This window comes from Pseudomonas sp. FW305-3-2-15-C-LB1 (assembly GCF_058787615.1).
Window position 1 is genome coordinate 62,014 of record NZ_JBYSZX010000010.1, and the last position, 17,029, is coordinate 79,042.

The 17,029-nt window shown below is 62.1% G+C and carries 19 protein-coding genes; 11 read left to right on the top strand and 8 right to left on the bottom strand.

Annotation, left to right across the window (positions count from 1 at the left end; all coding sequences use genetic code 11):
* Positions 1–27: 27 nt before the first annotated feature.
* On the bottom strand, positions 28–657 hold the full coding sequence (locus AC3WP7_RS19635) for a carbonic anhydrase (RefSeq protein WP_102592628.1): 630 nt from the start codon (positions 655–657) through the stop codon (positions 28–30).
* 111 nt (positions 658–768) lie between these two features.
* On the opposite strand from AC3WP7_RS19635, the gene cynR reads away from it, so the two are divergent.
* Positions 769–1,635 carry a transcriptional regulator CynR gene (cynR, locus tag AC3WP7_RS19640; protein ID WP_093512039.1) on the top strand — a complete coding sequence of 289 codons (867 nt, stop codon included), beginning with the start codon at positions 769–771 and terminating at the stop codon, positions 1,633–1,635.
* Here the strand turns inward: cynR and AC3WP7_RS19645 are convergent.
* The gene (locus AC3WP7_RS19645; RefSeq protein ID WP_071488973.1) at positions 1,610–2,380 is read right to left on the bottom strand and encodes a transporter substrate-binding domain-containing protein; all 771 of its coding nucleotides are present in this window, start codon (positions 2,378–2,380) and stop codon (positions 1,610–1,612) included. The genes cynR and AC3WP7_RS19645 overlap by 26 nt on opposite strands.
* A 345-nt stretch (positions 2,381–2,725) precedes the next feature.
* Here AC3WP7_RS19645 and AC3WP7_RS19650 point away from each other — a divergent pair, with 345 nt between their 5' ends.
* From AC3WP7_RS19650 to AC3WP7_RS19675, 6 genes are all read left to right on the top strand, one after another.
* Complete coding sequence (locus AC3WP7_RS19650) at positions 2,726–4,096, top strand: glutamine synthetase family protein (RefSeq protein WP_092247308.1); 1,371 nt, start codon at positions 2,726–2,728, stop codon at positions 4,094–4,096.
* 101 nt (positions 4,097–4,197) lie between these two features.
* Positions 4,198–4,797, top strand: a complete 600-nt coding sequence (locus AC3WP7_RS19655; protein ID WP_092247311.1) for a class I SAM-dependent methyltransferase — start codon at positions 4,198–4,200, stop codon at positions 4,795–4,797.
* 122 nt (positions 4,798–4,919) lie between these two features.
* Positions 4,920–6,053, top strand: coding sequence for a ribonuclease D (gene rnd / locus AC3WP7_RS19660; RefSeq protein WP_092247314.1), 1,134 nt, complete (start codon positions 4,920–4,922; stop codon positions 6,051–6,053).
* On the top strand, positions 6,050–6,343 hold the full coding sequence (locus AC3WP7_RS19665) for a YcgL domain-containing protein (RefSeq protein WP_071488977.1): 294 nt from the start codon (positions 6,050–6,052) through the stop codon (positions 6,341–6,343). The genes rnd and AC3WP7_RS19665 overlap by 4 nt, the downstream gene beginning before the upstream one ends.
* Before the next feature lie 107 nt (positions 6,344–6,450).
* Entirely contained in the window at positions 6,451–7,383 is a 933-nt protein-coding gene (locus AC3WP7_RS19670) for a D-2-hydroxyacid dehydrogenase (protein WP_092247317.1), read from the top strand.
* 81 nt (positions 7,384–7,464) lie between these two features.
* Positions 7,465–10,542 (top strand): OspG family effector kinase, encoded by a 3,078-nt coding sequence (locus AC3WP7_RS19675; protein ID WP_102668394.1) that lies wholly within the window; start codon positions 7,465–7,467, stop codon positions 10,540–10,542.
* A 40-nt stretch (positions 10,543–10,582) separates the two neighbouring features.
* On the opposite strand, the gene AC3WP7_RS19680 is transcribed toward AC3WP7_RS19675, so the two are convergent.
* On the bottom strand, positions 10,583–11,167 hold the full coding sequence (locus tag AC3WP7_RS19680) for a nitroreductase family protein (RefSeq protein ID WP_102592630.1): 585 nt from the start codon (positions 11,165–11,167) through the stop codon (positions 10,583–10,585).
* 154 nt (positions 11,168–11,321) lie between these two features.
* On the opposite strand from AC3WP7_RS19680, the gene AC3WP7_RS19685 reads away from it, so the two are divergent.
* Positions 11,322–11,771 carry a YcgN family cysteine cluster protein gene (locus AC3WP7_RS19685; protein ID WP_003172524.1) on the top strand — a complete coding sequence of 150 codons (450 nt, stop codon included), beginning with the start codon at positions 11,322–11,324 and terminating at the stop codon, positions 11,769–11,771.
* A gap of 13 nt (positions 11,772–11,784) precedes the next feature.
* The gene (locus AC3WP7_RS19690) at positions 11,785–13,005 is read left to right on the top strand and encodes a hypothetical protein (RefSeq protein WP_093126137.1); all 1,221 of its coding nucleotides are present in this window, start codon (positions 11,785–11,787) and stop codon (positions 13,003–13,005) included.
* Here AC3WP7_RS19690 and AC3WP7_RS19695 read toward each other — a convergent pair.
* From AC3WP7_RS19695 to AC3WP7_RS19705, 3 genes are all read right to left on the bottom strand, one after another.
* Positions 13,002–13,352 (bottom strand): YgaP family membrane protein, encoded by a 351-nt coding sequence (locus tag AC3WP7_RS19695; protein WP_092247328.1) that lies wholly within the window; start codon positions 13,350–13,352, stop codon positions 13,002–13,004. The two genes, AC3WP7_RS19690 and AC3WP7_RS19695, sit on opposite strands and share 4 nt — an antisense overlap.
* A 68-nt stretch (positions 13,353–13,420) precedes the next feature.
* The gene (locus AC3WP7_RS19700; RefSeq protein ID WP_003189607.1) at positions 13,421–13,888 is read right to left on the bottom strand and encodes an RNA methyltransferase; all 468 of its coding nucleotides are present in this window, start codon (positions 13,886–13,888) and stop codon (positions 13,421–13,423) included.
* 171 nt (positions 13,889–14,059) lie between these two features.
* Positions 14,060–14,434 carry a YajD family HNH nuclease gene (locus tag AC3WP7_RS19705; RefSeq protein ID WP_025858458.1) on the bottom strand — a complete coding sequence of 125 codons (375 nt, stop codon included), beginning with the start codon at positions 14,432–14,434 and terminating at the stop codon, positions 14,060–14,062.
* A 98-nt stretch (positions 14,435–14,532) separates the two neighbouring features.
* Here AC3WP7_RS19705 and AC3WP7_RS19710 point away from each other — a divergent pair, with 98 nt between their 5' ends.
* Positions 14,533–15,453 (top strand): ParB/Srx family N-terminal domain-containing protein, encoded by a 921-nt coding sequence (locus AC3WP7_RS19710; RefSeq protein ID WP_102592632.1) that lies wholly within the window; start codon positions 14,533–14,535, stop codon positions 15,451–15,453.
* 4 nt (positions 15,454–15,457) lie between these two features.
* On the opposite strand, the gene AC3WP7_RS19715 is transcribed toward AC3WP7_RS19710, so the two are convergent.
* A complete protein-coding gene (locus AC3WP7_RS19715) occupies positions 15,458–16,138 on the bottom strand; it encodes a spermidine synthase (RefSeq protein WP_071488984.1) in 681 nt (226 codons plus the stop codon).
* Positions 16,139–16,216: 78 nt separating this feature from the next.
* Here AC3WP7_RS19715 and AC3WP7_RS19720 point away from each other — a divergent pair, with 78 nt between their 5' ends.
* Positions 16,217–16,495: a hypothetical protein gene (locus AC3WP7_RS19720; protein ID WP_071488985.1), complete on the top strand. Its 279-nt coding sequence runs from the start codon at positions 16,217–16,219 to the stop codon at positions 16,493–16,495.
* On the opposite strand, the gene AC3WP7_RS19725 is transcribed toward AC3WP7_RS19720, so the two are convergent.
* Positions 16,492–16,965, bottom strand: coding sequence for a cyclic nucleotide-binding domain-containing protein (locus AC3WP7_RS19725; protein WP_071488986.1), 474 nt, complete (start codon positions 16,963–16,965; stop codon positions 16,492–16,494). The genes AC3WP7_RS19720 and AC3WP7_RS19725 overlap by 4 nt on opposite strands.
* Between the last annotated feature and the right edge of the window lie 64 nt (positions 16,966–17,029).

The window sequence follows — 17,029 nt, forward strand, 5'->3', positions numbered from 1 at the left end:
GGTGGTGTCCTCTTTGGTTGGAATAGGTCAGGCAGCGTGAATCTGATCCAGCAGCGACACAAAGCCACCGCTGCGTTCGTCCAGGGCGTCGATGGCACCGCTCTCGATGTCGTACACCCAGCCATGCAGGTTCAGCCGGCCTTGCCCGAGCGCCAGGGCGACCGAAGGGTGGGTCTTGAGGTTGGCCAGTTGCGCGATCACGTTTTCGCGCACCAATGAATTCAGGCGGGCGGCGTCCGAGGCATGCTCGCGGGCGGCGTTGATCAGCCTGGCCGACTCGGCGTGGCGCAGCCAGTTGGCCACGGCCGGCAGGTGGTCCAGGCATTTGCAGGTGGAGATCGCGGTCATGGCGCCGCAGTCGGAATGGCCGCAGATCACGATGTCGCGCACCCCCAGCACCGCCACTGCGTACTCGACCGTGGCCGACACACCGCCAGGTTCCGGGCCGTAGGACGGCACGATGTTGCCGGCGTTGCGGATCACGAACAGATCGCCGGGTTCCTGCTGGGTCAGCAGTTCCGGGACCACCCGGCTGTCGGAACAGGACACGAACAACGTGCCGGGGTTCTGGGTGGTGGCCAGGTGTTTGAACAGGTCGCTGCGTTGGCCGAAGGCTTCTGACTGGAACTTGCGAAAGCCGTTGATGAGGTCTTGCATGGGGTTCTCCTTGCGTCACTGATGGGGCAAGGATGGAAGTTTTCAGCTATAGCGTCCAAGACCGGCTTATTATGGTTTCTATAAGTCATGCCTATAGCTGGAGGGCCGCCGATGCTGTTGCGCCATATCCGTTACCTGCTGGCCGTTGCCGAGCACCGTAATTTCACCCGCGCTGCCGAGGCGCTGCACGTGTCGCAGCCGACCTTGTCGCAACAGATCAAACAGCTGGAAGACACCCTCGGCGCGCCGTTGCTGGACCGCTCCGGGCGCAGTGTCAGCCTCACCGATGCCGGCGCCGCCTATGTGCGCTTTGCGCGCCTGGCCTTGCAGGACCTGCAGGCCGGCACGCGGGCCATGCATGACGTACAGGACTTGAGCCGGGGCAGCCTGCGCCTGGCGATGACGCCGACCTTCACCGCGTACCTGATCGGCCCTTTGTTGGCGCGGTTCAACGCCCTGTATCCGGGAATCACCCTGAGCATCGAAGAATTGACCCAGGATCGCATGGAAACCGCGCTCACCGAGGACCTGCTGGATATCGGCATCGGTTTTACCGGCGAGCATCTGCCGGACATCGAGTGCGAAGGGCTGTTTGCCGAAGCGTTGAGCGTGGTGGTGGGGGCTGGCCATCCAGGGGTGGAAGACCGGCAGTGGCTGGAGCAGCCGATGGTATTGCTCAACTCAGGCTTTGCGACGCGGCGCTACATCGATGGCTATTGCCGCGAGCAAGGGGTAAAGCCGTTGATTGCGATGGAGGCCAACTCCATCAGTGCGATCATTGAAATCGTGCGCAACACCCACCTGGTAACCATCCTGCCCAGTGCGATTGCCCAGGCCCAGCCGGAGTTGCGCGCGGTCGCCCTTGAACCTGCGTTACCGCAACGCAACGTGGCACTGCTCAGTCGCCGGGGCGCCTATCGCAGCGCCGCGTGCCGGACCTTTGTCGCGTTGATCAAGGCGCCGCCAGCCACTGATTGACGATGCCGTCGTACACGCCGGTGGCGACGCTCAGGTGCAGCCATTGGTCGACATAGCTCTTCCACGCCACGTCATCGCGGGGCAGCAGGAAGGCTTTCTCGCTGTATTGCATCTGCCGTTCCGGGTTGACCGCGCATAGCCCGGGCTTGAGCTTTTGCTGGTAACGCGCTTCGCTGGCGTCGGTGATCATCACGTCGGCCTTGCCGGCCAGCAGTTCGTCAAAGATGGTCACGTTGTCGTGCAAACGGATTTGCGCCTGGCCCAGATGGGCACGGGCAAACACTTCGTTGGTGCCGCCCGCCGGTTCGATCACGCGCACATTCGGCTGGTTGATCTGCTCGACACTCTGGTAACGCTGCACGTCGGCACAGCGCACCAGGGGGATCTTGCCGTCGACGCCGAGGGCCTGGCTGAAGAAGGCTTTTTTCTGGCGCTCCAGGGACACCGAAATGCCGCCTACGGCGATGTCGCAGCGCTGGGCTAGGAAGTCCGGCATCAAGCTTTTCCAGGTGGTGGGCACCCAGTGGATCTTGGCGTTGAGGCTCTTGGCCAGGGATTCGGCCATGGCAATGTCGATGCCTTCATAGGTGCCGTCGGCGCGTAGCGAGGTGTAGGGCTTGTAGTCACCGGTGGTGCAGACGGTGAGTGTGCCGCGCTCAAGCACCTGGTCAAGGCGCGAGGGCGCGGTGTCGGCCACGGCGCTGGTGGCCAGGCCGAGTACACACAGGGCGAAAAGAGCTTTCATGCGGTCGAGTCCTTGGGGCATGGTCGGGGCGGCCATTATTTCCAGCGTGGGGCAGGGTGGCAAGGCACGCTGAATGTTTAGCCAAGTTGCAACCAAACTCCGTCAACCCTGAATTTAATTGCCCTGCGCCGGCGTGTGACGCTGGTAGTTATCTCTTGCACTGTGACCCCCGCATGGACGGCTCCTCCGACACTCACTCCGCGATACTGCCGTCCGCCCTCGCGTTCTGGGCCCTGTTCCACTGCCGGCACGCCCGCCCACCAGATACCGCATTCCTACGTTGATCCATCGTGTTCGATGGCGTGCACCTGCGCGCCTGCCCGACCCCTACGTATGAGAATGCCCATGAGTGTTTTTGCCTGCCTGCAGGAAGCCCAGTCTTTCCTTGAACAACACCCGGACATCGAGATGTTCGAGCTGTTTATCCTCGACAACAATGGCGTGCCACGCGGCAAGTGGCTGCACCGCGACGAACTGCTGGCGGTGTACGAGAGCGGGCGGCCTTTGCCCAGCACCATCCTCGGCCTGACCATCAACGGCGACGATGTGGAAAACTCCGGCCTGGTCTGGGAGGTGGGCGATATCGACTGCCGCGCCTACCCGATCGGTGGCAGTCTGCAGCGCATGCCGTGGCGGCTGATCCCCACTGCGGCGGTGCAAGTCAGCATGCACCCCACCGAAGGTCTGCCTGCCACCGTGGCCGACCCACGGCACCTGCTGGCCAAGGTGATCGACGGGCTCAAGGCCGACGGTTACTACCCGGTGATGGCGGCCGAGTTGGAGTTCTACCTGCTGGACCAGAAGCCTGACGCCAATGGCCATCCGCAACCGGCACGCGATGTGGACGGCGGGCGACCGCGCTCGACCCAGGTCTATGGCCTGCGCGAACTGGAGCAGATCGAGCCATTCCTGGCCGACCTCTACAGCGCCTGCAAGCTGCAAGGTATTCCGGCGCGCACCGCCATTTCCGAATACGCGCCGGGCCAGGTGGAGATCACCCTGGAACATCGCACCGATGCCCTGCAAGCCATGGACGAAGCGGTGCGCTACAAACGCCTGGTCAAGGGCGTGGCGCATAGACACGGGATGACCGCGTGCTTCATGGCCAAGCCGTTCGACGACCTGGCTGGCACCGGTATGCACATGCACGTGAGCCTGGCGGACGCCGAGGGCCATAACCTGTTCGCCAGCGAGGCCGCTGATGGTACGCCGCTGTTGCGCCAGGCAGTGGGCGGCATGCTCAGTACCTTGCTCGACTCATTGCTGATGTTCTGTCCCAACGCCAACTCCTACCGGCGTTTCCAGACCAACAGCTACGCGCCGCTGGCCGCCACCTGGGGAGTGGACAACCGCACCGTCAGCCTGCGGGTGCCGGGCGGGCCGGCCAATTCGCGGCATATCGAACACCGTATCTGCGGTGCCGACGCCAATCCCTACCTGGCGGCTGCCGCGATCCTGGCCGGGATCCATCGCGGCATCCGCGAGCAACGTGACCCCGGCGCCCCGGTGGAAGGCAACGGCTATGCCCAAGCCAAGACGCTGCTGCCCACCGACTGGCTGACCACCCTGCGCGCACTGGAGGCTTCCAGTTGGGCACGGGAAGCGTTTGGCAGTGAGTTCCTTGGCGTGTACCTGGCGGTAAAACGCGCCGAATACCGCCAGTTCATGGGCGAGGTCGGGGAGCAAGACTGGCGGTGGTATTTGCATCAGGCGTGATCGATTGGGTGGCAATCACGGTTTCGACCTTTTTTTCACGTTGCGCTGGTTAAGCTGCAAATCAAGGTCGTTCACAGCCGTTTCACCCATATGAGCCCGCGATGTCGCCACACACGCCTTCCTCCATCGAGATTGAATACGCCGAGCGCTGCGGTCGTGAGCACGCCAGGGTCTGCGGCGACACGCGCCCGCCCGGGCTGACGCAGCGCCTGGCGGCCTGGCGCAGCGAGTGGTTGGTGCGTCAGGCCTTGAAGGTTGCGGGTGAGCCGGGCCTTATCCTCGACCTGGCCTGCGGGTCGGGGCGCTTCTGGCCGGTGCTGGCCGAACACGTCAACCGGGTTATCCTGGCGTCGGACAACTCCCAGGACATGCTCGACCACGCGCTTACCCACCACGCGGCGGCGTTGCTCAAGCGGGTCAAGACATTCCAGGGGTCGGCGTTTTCCATCGGCTTGTCGGCGAATGCGGTGGACTGCATTTTCTGCCTGGAATTGTTTCGCCATGTGCCCGGCAGTGAAGAGCGCCAGGCGTTGCTGCGCGAGTTTCATCGGGTCAGCCGCGACTCGGTGATTGTCTCTGTGCCTTCTCGTACAAGCGTTGAGGACGAGTTCCGCCAGGCCGGTTTCAAGGTCCTGAGCCATCACGAGTTCATGCCGGGCTCCAACCTGTGGCGGGTCTACGTTCTTCGTAAGAGAGGATAACTCCCGCCTGTCGGACTATTCTTCATCTCCTGTCTGAGTTTTCATGGTCGGCTGTGCACTGCGGATGCTCGCTAGCCCCTTTCGCGATATATACTGCGCGCCATTCTTCAAGGGAGAGCCGTGTGGCCATCGATATTCACTGGATCTGCGACAACGATAGCCTCGGCCAGCATTGCGCCGAATGGCAGCAGTTGCCATTCGTCGCCCTCGACACCGAATTCATGCGGGTCGACACCTTTTACCCCATTGCCGGGCTGATCCAGATCGGTGATGGCGTGCGCGCTTACCTGATCGATCCCCTGACCATCGACAACTGGCAACCCCTGGCTGCGCTGCTGGAGAACCCGGCGGTGATCAAGGTGCTGCATGCCTGCAGCGAAGACCTCGAAGTATTGCTGCGCCTGACCGGCAGCCTGCCCGCGCCGTTGTTCGACACCCAATTGGCGGCGGCTTACCTGAACCTCGGTTTCTCCATGGGCTACTCGCGCCTGGTGCAAGCCGTGCTGGACATTGAGCTGCCCAAGGGCGAGACCCGTTCGGACTGGCTGCAGCGGCCGTTGTCCGAGACCCAGGTCAGCTACGCCGCCGAAGACGCGGTGCATTTGGCCGAGGTCTATACGCGGCTGCGTCCGCAACTGTCCGACGACAAGTACGCCTGGGTCCTGGAAGACGGTGCCGAGCTGGTCGCCAACCTGCGCCGCGAAGTCGACCCGTACGAGGTGTACCGCGACGCCAAGCTGGCGTGGAAACTGTCCCGCGCCCAGCTCGCCGTGCTGCGTGAACTGTGCGCCTGGCGCGAGCAGCAAGCCCGCGCGCGTGACTTGCCGCGCAACCGTATCATTCGCGAACACTCGTTGTGGCCCCTGGCCAAATCCCAGCCGGATAACCTCGCCGCCCTGGGCAAGATCGAAGACATGCACCCGCGTACCGTGCGTCAGGACGGCCAGTTCCTGCTGGACCTTATCAAGCGTGCCGGCAGCGTGCCCATGGACCAATGGCCGCCCGCCGTTGCCGAGCCTTTGCCGGTGGATGCCGCCGCACTGATCAAGCAACTGCGCGCCCTTGGCCAGGCTGAGGCCGAACGCCTGGACATGGCGCCGGAACTGATGCTGCGCAAGAAAACCCTCGAAGCCCTGGTCAAGAGTGGCTACCCCGATGGGCCTTACCAATTGCCAGACTCGCTGCGTGGCTGGCGCCGCGAGTTGATGGGCCAGGCGCTGCTCGACAGCCTGGCCACCGCCGGAGAACAGCCTTGAAACGTATTTGCTCCATCTACCGCAGCTCCAAACGCACCGGTATGTACCTCTATGTACTCAAGAGCGATGCCCTTGAACGTGTGCCTGAAGCGCTGATCACGATTTTCGGCAAGCCGGCCCACGCGTTTGACCTGGTGCTGACGCCCGAGCGCAAGCTGCAACAGGAAGACATCGTGCAAGTCCTGGAAAACCTCGACAAACAGGGCTACCACCTGCAAATGCCGCCGGCCGAGGACGAGTACATCGAACACTTGCCCGAAGAGCTGCTGCGCCGCAACGACCCGATGTGATCGACCGGTGCCCCATCCGGGGCACTCGCTTCAATGGAATCGTATAAGTGGGCGGTGGCCGTAAGGATGCGGGCGGCCGTCCGTACTGTTTTTGAAAGGTTTTATGCATGCGTGTTCTGATTGCTGAACAGGATCACCCGCTCTACGCCCAATTGCTCGGCGAAGTGGCACCGGACCTTGAAGTGCTGACCAGCGGCGACTCGGCCGAGTTGTCGCGCCTGGCCGCCGATTGCCCGGTATGGCTGGGCCAGCCGGACCTGTTGGCGACGCTGCTGCGCCAGGGCCATCACCCGCAATGGCTGCAATCGACCTGGGCCGGTATCACCCCGCTGCTGGCCGAGGGCCTGCCGCGGGATTATCGACTGACCCGTGCCGTGGGTATCTTTGGCCAGGTCATGGCTGAATTCGTGCTCACCTACATGCTCGGCCATGAGCGCGAAGTACTGGCGCGCCTGGTGAGTCAGGTCGAGCGCAAATGGGACAACCGCATGGGCCAGAGCCTGGCCGGGCGCAAGGCGTTGATTGTCGGCACCGGCGATATCGGCCAGCGTGTTGCCGAGTTTCTCGTGCCGTTTGGCGTGAAACTGTACGGTATCGCCAGTACTGCACGTGAGCAGGCGCCGTTTATCGAGGTGGCCGGGCTCGACCAGTTGGGCCGTCTGGTGGGCGAGGTGGACTACGTGATCAACCTGCTGCCCAACACGCCGAGCACCCACGACCTGTACGACGCGTCGCTGTTCAAGCAATTCAAGCCGACCGGGCTGTTTATCAACGTCGGACGCGGGGTGGCGGTGGTGGATGCCGACCTGGTCGAAGCCTTGAAGGAAGGGCACCTGGCCGGTGCAGTGATCGATGTTTGCCGCCAGGAGCCATTGCCGCAACGGCATCCGTTCTGGACCGCCTGGGGGCTGTTGCTGACCGGGCACAGTTCCGCGCCGACCTCGCCGGAATTGATGGTGGAACTGTTTGTGCAAAACCTGCGGGCGTACCAGGCCAAGAACGCATTGCGCGGGGAAGTGGATTTCGACCGCGGTTACTGATCACGCCTCACCGTCCCGCTGGAACCGTTTTGCCGGGTTCCAGCACCAAGAGTGACTCCTTGGCCACGGACGCTGAACACCATGACCGCTATCGACGCTGCTCACCGCGTTTCCGCCCCGCTTGTTCAAGCGGGCAATGCGAATACTCCCCTCCCGGCCGTCACCGGTCCAAGTGAAACAGCCACGGTCGCACCGGCACCTGCTCCCGTACTGGGTAATTTCGGCGGGGCGCTGTCCTGGCCGGTTCCGCTGACTGAATCGCAGCGGCAAGCCATCCTCGACCTGATGCCGGACAGTCGCAAAGGCGTGCTGAGGGATTTGCTCAGCGGTAGCGCGGTGACCGACGCAGACTTGAAAACCCTGGCACTTGCCCTGCAAAAACTGCTGGCTTCACCCAAAGCTCAGGCACTGAAGCAGGTCATCCAGAGTGAACTCGGTGGTTTGCCGACAGACGCGAGCAACCAGGATTACGTGATCGCCGCTCTCCAGCTAGGGCTGGATCCGCTGAACTCGATCCACGGATTTATCCGGGGGCAAAGCGGCTACCGGGGGCAGCCAGCTTCAGTGGTGATCGAAGGCGTGGGTGCCCATCTGGTCGAACAAGGGCGGGCCACGCCTCAAACCGCGACATTTGCGGCGCGCTTGCTCCTTGCCTTGAGGGCTCCCGAGTTTCTGGTCAAGGACATCCCCGCCAATGTGACTTACGGCAGCCTCATCTGGGCGCAACTGGCGATGGCGGTCGCCAGGGTCGAAGCCGATTCGCCTGGGGCCACGCCCGCTATGAGTTATACCGAAGTCCTGGCGAAGGCCGGCCAGACCGGTTCTGACGGCCTGGATACCCAGCATGTGCAGCGTAAAGCGTTGACCGACTGGGCACTGGCCAACGGCGTGCTCGATGCCTCATCGACGTTGACCGACAGTGACCTGGAACGCGCGCGCAACGCCTACAACAGCCAATTGAGCACGCTGATGAAAGCCAGCGCCGCCGTGCAGACCGAGATTCCCAGTCGCCGGGCGATGGCCCTGGCCCGACTCCAGGAATGTTTTCCCGGTGTGGACCCGAGTGTGTTCGAGATCCGTGATATCCAGAAAGCCTGGCTGAGGCCGGGACGTCCTGGGCTCTTTCCGGGCATGCATTCCATGCTCGATATCGTGATGGAGGGTGCGCCGCTGGGCCACGAAGAGCATTGGATTTCCAAGGATGCCCGCATCCCGGTCAAACGGTTCTGCCACCTGTATGAAGGCGGTACCTTCAAGGTGGCCGAGGATTTCAAGCGCCAGTATGACCTGGCTATCCAAGCCCATGAAGACGGGCACAAGGGCCTGGCCAGTTACCTCGTTTCCACCTTGGCGCAGGAAGACAGGAACAACTTCAAGCACGGCAAGCTCGAGTTCTTCCATACCAACGAATACACCATGGCCACGGATTTCCTTACCCCGCTGGCCCTCAAGACGCGCGGGCATACCCTGCATGTCAAGACAACGCGGGGTGGGGAGGTCAACGTCTATGAGATTGATACGCGCAGCGGCACGATACAAAAACAGAACCACTTGAGGGGGCGCTATACGGAGCCCTACACCGCCAGGAACATGGAGTCCAGGACCGCGAACGTCGTCAGTAAAACCGTGCTCTTTGACACCTTGAGTCCGGGACAAGGGACCAGTGGCAACCGATTCGATGCCATCGGCGAAGTGTTCGCCAGGTCCCTGGACTTGAAAAACGAAGACGTGTTGGCGTATGCCAGAGGTGTCACCTCCTACGATGAAAACCGCGTCACCAACCAGGCTGTCGGGGAGTTCTTCTTGAACCTGATCCCGTTCAGGTCGGCCATCGCCAACTTCATCAAGGGTAACTATGGTGAGGGAGCCGTTGACCTGGCGCTGGATGTGGTCGGTCTGTTGACCTTGGGGGCCGGCAAGGCCGCCCAGGCCGGCAAAGCTTTTTCCAAGGGGGTGACCAGCATTCGCGGACTATCGAAAGCGCTGCGTTTTGTTGGCCTGACAGCCATTGAAGCCTTCAACCCGGTGGCGGGGCTTGGGGATCTGGTGGTGGGAAGCGGCTGGCTGTTGTACAAAGGCGGCCGCGTGGGATTACGGGGCCTCAATAAGCTTACGGGGCGCAGCGCAAGCTATGACGTGCTGAAGGCCGCGAGCCAACAGCATGGCGTGGCCGCCACCGGGACATTCAAGGTGGCCGGCCAGACAGTGGAAGGCGGCGCGGTGCTCAAGGACGGCAAGTGGTATAGCTTTGATGCGGACCGGATGCAGGCCTATGGCAGCCCGCTGGAAGACTTCGCCGCCAAAGCGCGCGCTGTGGACGGTGCTATTGTCACCGTTGAAGTTGCGCCTGGCCGTGAGCTGAGCAACACGCTGTTTCGCGAGTACAGGGTGTCTGAATCCAACCTTGCCGGGCGCACGCGCAACAGCCAGGGCGTGTATAGGGCGGCGGATGGGCACACCGCGCATATCCGGCATATCGACAGCAGTGGCCAGGCGGCGGTCTATGAAGTGCGTGAGGTCACCCGCACGCCTGAAGGCGTGGTCCAGGCGCGCATCTACAGTGCCAATCGGCAGACCCCGCTGCTGGTGCAGCATGTGCAGGGCGACCAGTGGATGCGCTTGGGGGCAAGGGGTGGGAACTCGCCCAGCGTTGCATCGGACCTGGGGCGGATGATGGGCGGGGGCTCCGAGAGCCGTCTTTATGAAAGTCTCGACGGCATTCATGTCTATAAGGAAACCCGGGAGCCGGGTCATGTAAAAGTGCCTGATTACTTCGAGCAGCAAGCGGCTTGCCTGAATGAGTATTACGGCGAAGGGTTTGCCATGACGCTGTTCGAGAACGGCCGCGGCTATATAAAAATGAAAAAGATCGACGGAGTCGCGCTGGATGCCATTGCGCCGCGCAGTTTGCCGAAAAAAGCACAGCAGGCACTCGATGAGATGTTGGCGGACCTGCAGAAGAAAGAGATGTTTCCCAACGATGTGCAGTTGTCCAACTTCATGTATTCGGCGAAGGAAAACAAAGTCTACCCGGTGGATTTCGACTTTCCGCCCAAGGATGTCCTGCACTTTGATGAGTCGACGTTTGCGATACACCGGGATGACTTCCTGCGTGACGCCGACAAGCTCAGGGCGCAGTTCCGTCAGCTGATCGCGTAGATCGCACAACTGCCCCCTCGGGGGCAGTGTTCACCGGGCGCTACAGGCTGAAGTCACCTTCGGACACCAACTCGCTCAGTGGCTTGCGTGGGCTCGGTGCTTCACGGCCTTGCAGGTACTCCGGCAGGCTCGATTTGTCCCCCAGCTTGCCAACCGCCACGGCAGCATGCAGCGCATAGCCCTCCGGGATCTTCAGCTCTTTGCGTGTCAGTTCCTGATCGAAGCCGGCCATGCCGTGGGTGTGCCAACCGCTGAGGCTGGCCTGCAGCGCCAGGTGGCCCCAGGCGGAACCGGTGTCGAAGGTGTGCCACAGCGCCGGGGTTTCTTCCGTGGCGCCGGGGGCGGTGAAGTCGGTTTTCGAGGCGATGATCACCAGGGCCGACGCATGTTGCGCCCAGCCACGGTTGAATTCATTCAGCAAACCCAGGAAGCGCTCCCAGTCCGGTGTGTCGCGGCGCGCATAGAGAAAACGCCAGGGTTGCGAGTTGTAGGCGGAAGGGGCCCAGCGTGCGGCTTCGAAGAAGCTCAGCAGGGTTTCCTTGGAGATGCTCTCGCCGTTGAAGGCGCGAGGCGACCAGCGGTCGGTGAACTGGGTGTGGATCGGATAGTCGGCAACACGTGTCATGGAGCAGTTCCTGATCGTCAATTCGGCCCTCAAAGCTACTGCGCAGCCACTAGACTGACAAGTGTTGTAACGCCGCCAGTCGTAAGCGCTTGGATCCCGCAGCCGTGGGCACTAGACTGGCGGCCTTTTCACCTACCGATACTGATGTAGAGCCATGGCCGCCAAAGTCGAACCTTTCTGGATACGCAAAACCCTCGAACACCTCGACCAGGAGGAGTGGGAGTCGTTGTGCGACGGCTGTGGCCTGTGCTGCCTGCAAAAGCTTGAAGATGAAGACGACAACAGCGTCTATTACACGCGTATCGCCTGCAAACTGCTCGATCTCAAGACCTGCCAGTGCACCGACTACCCCAACCGTCGTGCATCGGTGCCCGATTGCATCCAGCTCACCCCGGGCCAGGCCGACCAGTTCAAATGGCTGCCACCCACCTGTGGTTACCGCCTGGTCAGCGAGCGCAAGGACTTGCCGCTGTGGCACCACCTGGTGTGCGGCGACCGTGATGCCGTGCACCATGAACGCATTTCCCAGTCCGGGCGCATGCTCAGCGAAGGCAGCGTGCCCGAGGACGACTGGGAGGATTACCTGATTTTCCGCGCGGGCTGAAAGGGGAGTATGTATGAGGGTGGGAACCAAGCTGGCGGCGAGCCTGGTGTTGTTGCTACTGAGTCAGCCTGGGTGGTGCGCGAAGAAAGTCGACCTGGATTATCACGTCAAACTGCTGCCCCAGAGCGATCAGGCCGAGGTACGCCTGAGCCTGTCCCAGGGCTCGGCGGTGCGCAGCCTGAACTTCGACCTGGGTCGCGACGGTGACTACAGCGACTTCAAGGCCGACGGCCAGTGGAGCGTCAAGGAACACCGTGGCCTGTGGCAACCCAGCGCCGACAAGGCCAGCCTGACCTACCGCGTGCGCCTCACCCACGCGCGCAAGCCGGGTATCTATGAAGCGCGGATGACACCAAGCTGGGCGCTGTTTCGCGGCGATGACCTGGTGCCGACGGCGCGGCTTGACCAGCAGGACGGCGTTGAGTTGGTCTCGCGCCTGGTGTTTGAACTGCCGGCCGGCTGGAAAAGCGTCGAAACCGCCTGGCCCCGGATCGGCAAGAACAAGTTCCGCATCGACAATGTGTCGCGCCTGTTCGACCGGCCCACCGGCTGGATGCTTGCCGGCAACCTTGGCAGTCGTCGCGTACGCCTGGGCGAAACCGACGTCACCGTGGCTTCGCCCAAGGGCCAGGCCATGCGCCGTATGGATGTGCTGACGTTGCTGACCTTCGTCTGGCCGCAGGTGGAAACGGCGTTCCCGCGTCACCCGGCCAAGCTGCTGGTGGTGGGTGCCAGCGACCCGATGCGCCGTGGTGCGTTTTCGGCGCATGACTCGATCTACCTCAACAGCCGCACGCCGCTGGTCAGCGAAAACGGCGGCAGCCCGCTGATTCGTGAAGTGGTGCAGGCGGTAGGGCGTTTCAACGATCACGATACCAGTGATTGGATCAGCGAGGGCTTGGGCGAATATTACGCAATCGAGTTGCTGCGCCGCGCCGGCGGCATCACCGATGAGCGTTACCAGGCGATACAGGCGCGCTTGGCGAAGGAAGGCAAGGACGTGACCAGCCTGCGTGGCGAGCACGTCAGCGGCGCGACAGTGTCACGGGCGGTGGTGCTGCTGCAGGAGCTGGATCGCGAGATCCGCGTGAAGACTCATAACAAGCGGTCGCTGGATGACCTGACGCAAGCGGTGATGCGGGCCAGCCGCATCACCACGGCGGAGTTTGTGCAGTTGGCTGAAAGCATCATCGGCGAGTCGTCGGTGGTGCTGGACAGCAAGCTGCTACGTTAGACGCTGGTTTTGGTGGCCTTCTCGGCCGCCACTTCGGCCTTGGTCTTCAAGTTCTTCAACTCTGCGCCGGCGCGCTCGATCTTCGTACGCACGCTGTTCATTTCCTGGCGGCCCTGTTCCAGCTTGTCCTTGAGCGAGCTGTGCCCGGTAAAGCCACGGGCCAGCGCCACGCCGCCGATCGCCACCTGGATCAGGCCGAAAATCCCACCCCGGCGCAGGCCTTTGCCCACCATCATCACACCACCGGCCACCGAGCCGATGCGTTCCCAACCGTGCACGTTCTGCCTTGGCTGAGTCTCGAAGGGGGTGTGTTCGATGATAGGTCGCAAGGTTTTGCTGTCGCTCATGATCTGTCTCCAACAAGGGCTATTGATAATCAGCTGACTGCCCGCAGACGCCGGATGTTCCCGAAATATCAGTACTTGGGGCCTGAACGGGTGTTGTTGCCCTTGGCCAGGCGGTCGTAAAGGACCACGTTGACCGTGGCGGCGAGGTTCATGCAACCGGTGGTCGGGATGTAGACCACGTCTTCGCACCAGTCGCGGATCTCTTTATCCAGCGAGCCGTCTTCGGGGCCGAAAATGTACAGCGCACGGTCGGGGTGGGTGTACTCAGGCAGCGGGCGGGCGCCTTCCACCAGCTCCACGGCGACGGGGATGCAACCCAGGGGCAGAATCTTTTTCAGGTCATCGATGCCGATCAGCGGAATGTCGTGATGGACCTTCTTGGTGTCGGTGATGAAATCCCGGGCGCGCTCGTAGCGCACGCCGGTGTAGAACACCGAGGCCACGCCGTAGCAACCGGCGGCGCGCATGACCGAGCCGACGTTTTCGGGGGATTTGGGGTTGTACAGACCGATGCAGCTGTAGCGTTTATTGCCCACGGGGAAGGGTGCCTTGGAGAAAAACGGCGATTATACGGCCTTGGGGGGATGTGTTGCTTGGACGATCACCATCGGGGGGCAAGCCCCCTCCCACACTAGGCCTGCGTACGCCGGTCAGAATGTGGGAGGGGGCCTGCCCCCGATGAGGCCGGTGCTAACAACAATGGACTATCAGTCGTCTTTCTTCATCAACCCCGCCAACGCCGCAAACGGGTTATGCGTGGCTTTGGCAATCGTCGGGCTGCTGGTGGAGCCTTCGCCAAAGTACTGCTGGTCGGTGTAGCGCGAGTGTTCGTTGTCGTGGCAGTACAGGCACAGCAATTCCCAGTTGGAACCGTCCTGGGGATTGTCATCATGATTGTGGTTGCGGTGGTGTACCGTCAGTTCGCTCAGGCGTTTGCCCGAGAATTCACGGGCGCAGCGGCCGCACACGTGGGGGTACATCTTCAAGGCTTTGTCGCGGTAGCCCATTTCCCGGTCGCGCTGGGCATCGGCAAGGATGCGATCCAGCTTGGCGGTGTGGGAGGGCGGGTTGGTCGAGCTCATCATGGCTCCTGGCTATTTGGTGGTTCACGGATAGGGTTGATTCTAGCCGCTCGCGACGTAAATAACCGCTTCACTTTACTCATAAGGATCTGAAACTCATGCGTCTGCATCCATGGACTGTTGCACTGTTGTTGTGTGGGGTAGTTGCCCACGCCCAAGCGTTCTCCACGCCAAAACCCGGACAAGTGATCGAGGTGGCCCTCGAACAACTGCACCCGACCCAGGCCGTGGTGGGCTTCGACCAGATTTACTACAGCCTGGGGCTGTTCGCGGACAAACCCGCCAAGGTCTTCGATGAATACTGCGAGACCAACGGCCAGGGCGAAGCCGACAAGGTGCCCAAGGGCGCGGACTTGCACCAGCCGTCGAGTTTTACCTGCCAGGACCCGGTCGGCACCCATCCCGACGACATGAAAACCGTGGTAGTCGGCCCCGGCGGCCAGTTGTACCTGACCGATGGTCACCATAGCTTCACCACCTTGTGGGAAGTCCCTGGTGGCGGCCCTCGCTTGAACATGTGGGTCAAGGTCACGGATGACTTCAGCAACAGCCCGGATATGAAGAGCTTCTGGCTGCGCATGCAAGCGGCGCGCAAGGTCTGGCTCAAGGACAGCCAGGGCCAGACCCTGCCGCCCGAGCAGTTGCCGGCACACCTGGGTTTCAAGAACCTGCAGGACGACACGTTCCGCAGCCTGGTGTATTTCACCCGCAAGGCCGCCTATGGCAAACCTGAGGCTGGCGAGGTCGCACCGGAGTTCCTGGAGTTCTACTGGGGCAATTGGCTGCGCACTCAAATTGACTTGGGCAAGTACAACCTGAACAAGAAGGGTGGTTACAAGGACGCGATCGAAGCCGTCGCCAAGCGCATGGTCAGCCTGGCGCCCGGCTCACAGGTCGGCGACAGCGGCTTTACCGCCCATCAACTGGGCGGCATGACCAGGCTCGACCGTAACGAACTGGAAAAGACCTTCGACAAAAAAGTGCCGTACGTGATCGATTACCGCAATTCCCTGCGCTGACCGATCACACCTTCTGTGCAATCCAGATGGTGTGCCGCGTGCCCTTGTTGCCATGGGCAAACACCTGGACTTCCTCGGCCTTGAAACCGGCCTTGCGCAGTTTGTCGCTGAACAGCTTGTCGGCGCTGGCCGACCACACGGCCAGCACGCCCTTGGGGCGCAGGGCCTTGGCGCAGGCGGCCAGGCCACCGGCGGAGTAAAGCCAGCTGTTGGCCTTTTGCGTAAGGCCTTCGGGGCCGTTGTCCACGTCCAGCATGATCGCGTCAAAACCCTGGGGTTCGGCCTGCAGCACCTTGGCGACATCCTCCAGGCGGATCACCGTGCGCGGGTCCAGCAGCGGCCGGCCGGATTTTTCTCCCAGCGGCCCACGGTTCCATTCCACGACCCCCGGCACCAGTTCTGCCACGACCACCTCGGCGGTCTTGCCCAGGTGTTTGAGCGCCGAGGCCAGGGTGAACCCCATGCCCAGGCCACCGATCAGCACCCGCGAATCCGGACGCCCGGCAACTTTGCGGCAGGGAATTTCCGCCAGCGCATCTTCGGAACCGTGCATGCGCGTGTTCATCAATTGGCCGCCGTCACCGCCCTGGATCTTGATGACAAAATCTTCACCGTATTCGAAGAGGCACAAGGCACCGCCGTTGTCGGGGATCGGGGTGGTGTCGAGCAGAACGAAACGTTTCATGGAAATCTCATTGGGAAGGGCATTCTTGCGCGGTTGGGAGTAGCCTTGTGACATTCCGGTCAGGCCATGGAGCCATCGATGAAGTGCAGCATTCTAACGGTCATTGTGTTGAGCGCGCTCGCCTGTGGTGCGACGCAGGCTCAGGAGTTGCAAACCGTACCGGTCGCGCCCGCCCCGACGCCAGGCGCGCCGGGCACCCCGACGCCGACGTTGTACCCGCAAGTCACCCCGCCTGCCGTGCCCAAGACCAACGGTTCGCCACCACTGGTGCCTATCGTGCTGCCCACGCCGCCGAAGGACCAGACGGTGCCCGGCCTGTTGCAGAACGACAGCAAGCCGAAGTCGCCGGGCGGTTAGAACTGCTGGGACAGTAACTGCCCGTCGGCCATGCGCAGGCGCTTGGACAAGGCGATGGCAATCGCGCGGATGATCTTGGCGGCGATCCTGGGCGCTTCGTTGAGCATCTTTTCCAGGGAATCCCGGCCCAGGTTCAGCAGCACGCAGTCACTGGCCGCCACGCAACTGGCGGAACGCCGCTCGCCGTCAAGTACCGCCATTTCACCAAAGGCCCGGCCGCTGCGCAGGGTAGCGATGGTCAGGCGCTGGCCGTCATGATTGGTTTTCTGCACCGCCACCTGGCCACTGTGGATGATGCACATGAAGGTGCCGGCGTCCCCTTCGAGGAAGATCGCTTCGTCACGGGCAATGCTGCTGATGTTGAAGTAGCCGGCAGCGACGTAAAAGTCTTCCGGCAACAGCGGGTCGAACAGGCCGCAATCCATGAGCATGTCGCGGATTTCGGTATTCATTAATGTCGGTAGTGCCATGGCTGCAATCTTGATCCATCAATCAGTAGGCGGTCCTGTGGTCAGACAGGGCCGCCCGGCTAAG

Coding starts and splice junctions, on each gene's coding strand:
- AC3WP7_RS19720 (WP_071488985.1), top strand. CDS start 16,217: ATGAAGTGCAGCATTCTAACGGTCATTGTGTTGAGCGCGCTCGCCTGT.
- AC3WP7_RS19675 (WP_102668394.1), top strand. CDS start 7,465: ATGACCGCTATCGACGCTGCTCACCGCGTTTCCGCCCCGCTTGTTCAA.
- AC3WP7_RS19715 (WP_071488984.1), bottom strand. CDS start 16,138: ATGAAACGTTTCGTTCTGCTCGACACCACCCCGATCCCCGACAACGGC.
- AC3WP7_RS19680 (WP_102592630.1), bottom strand. CDS start 11,167: ATGACACGTGTTGCCGACTATCCGATCCACACCCAGTTCACCGACCGC.
- AC3WP7_RS19705 (WP_025858458.1), bottom strand. CDS start 14,434: ATGAGCTCGACCAACCCGCCCTCCCACACCGCCAAGCTGGATCGCATC.
- AC3WP7_RS19655 (WP_092247311.1), top strand. CDS start 4,198: ATGTCGCCACACACGCCTTCCTCCATCGAGATTGAATACGCCGAGCGC.
- AC3WP7_RS19725 (WP_071488986.1), bottom strand. CDS start 16,965: ATGGCACTACCGACATTAATGAATACCGAAATCCGCGACATGCTCATG.
- AC3WP7_RS19650 (WP_092247308.1), top strand. CDS start 2,726: ATGAGTGTTTTTGCCTGCCTGCAGGAAGCCCAGTCTTTCCTTGAACAA.
- AC3WP7_RS19645 (WP_071488973.1), bottom strand. CDS start 2,380: ATGAAAGCTCTTTTCGCCCTGTGTGTACTCGGCCTGGCCACCAGCGCC.
- AC3WP7_RS19685 (WP_003172524.1), top strand. CDS start 11,322: ATGGCCGCCAAAGTCGAACCTTTCTGGATACGCAAAACCCTCGAACAC.
- AC3WP7_RS19710 (WP_102592632.1), top strand. CDS start 14,533: ATGCGTCTGCATCCATGGACTGTTGCACTGTTGTTGTGTGGGGTAGTT.
- AC3WP7_RS19670 (WP_092247317.1), top strand. CDS start 6,451: ATGCGTGTTCTGATTGCTGAACAGGATCACCCGCTCTACGCCCAATTG.
- AC3WP7_RS19690 (WP_093126137.1), top strand. CDS start 11,785: ATGAGGGTGGGAACCAAGCTGGCGGCGAGCCTGGTGTTGTTGCTACTG.
- AC3WP7_RS19635 (WP_102592628.1), bottom strand. CDS start 657: ATGCAAGACCTCATCAACGGCTTTCGCAAGTTCCAGTCAGAAGCCTTC.
- AC3WP7_RS19695 (WP_092247328.1), bottom strand. CDS start 13,352: ATGAGCGACAGCAAAACCTTGCGACCTATCATCGAACACACCCCCTTC.
- cynR (WP_093512039.1), top strand. CDS start 769: ATGCTGTTGCGCCATATCCGTTACCTGCTGGCCGTTGCCGAGCACCGT.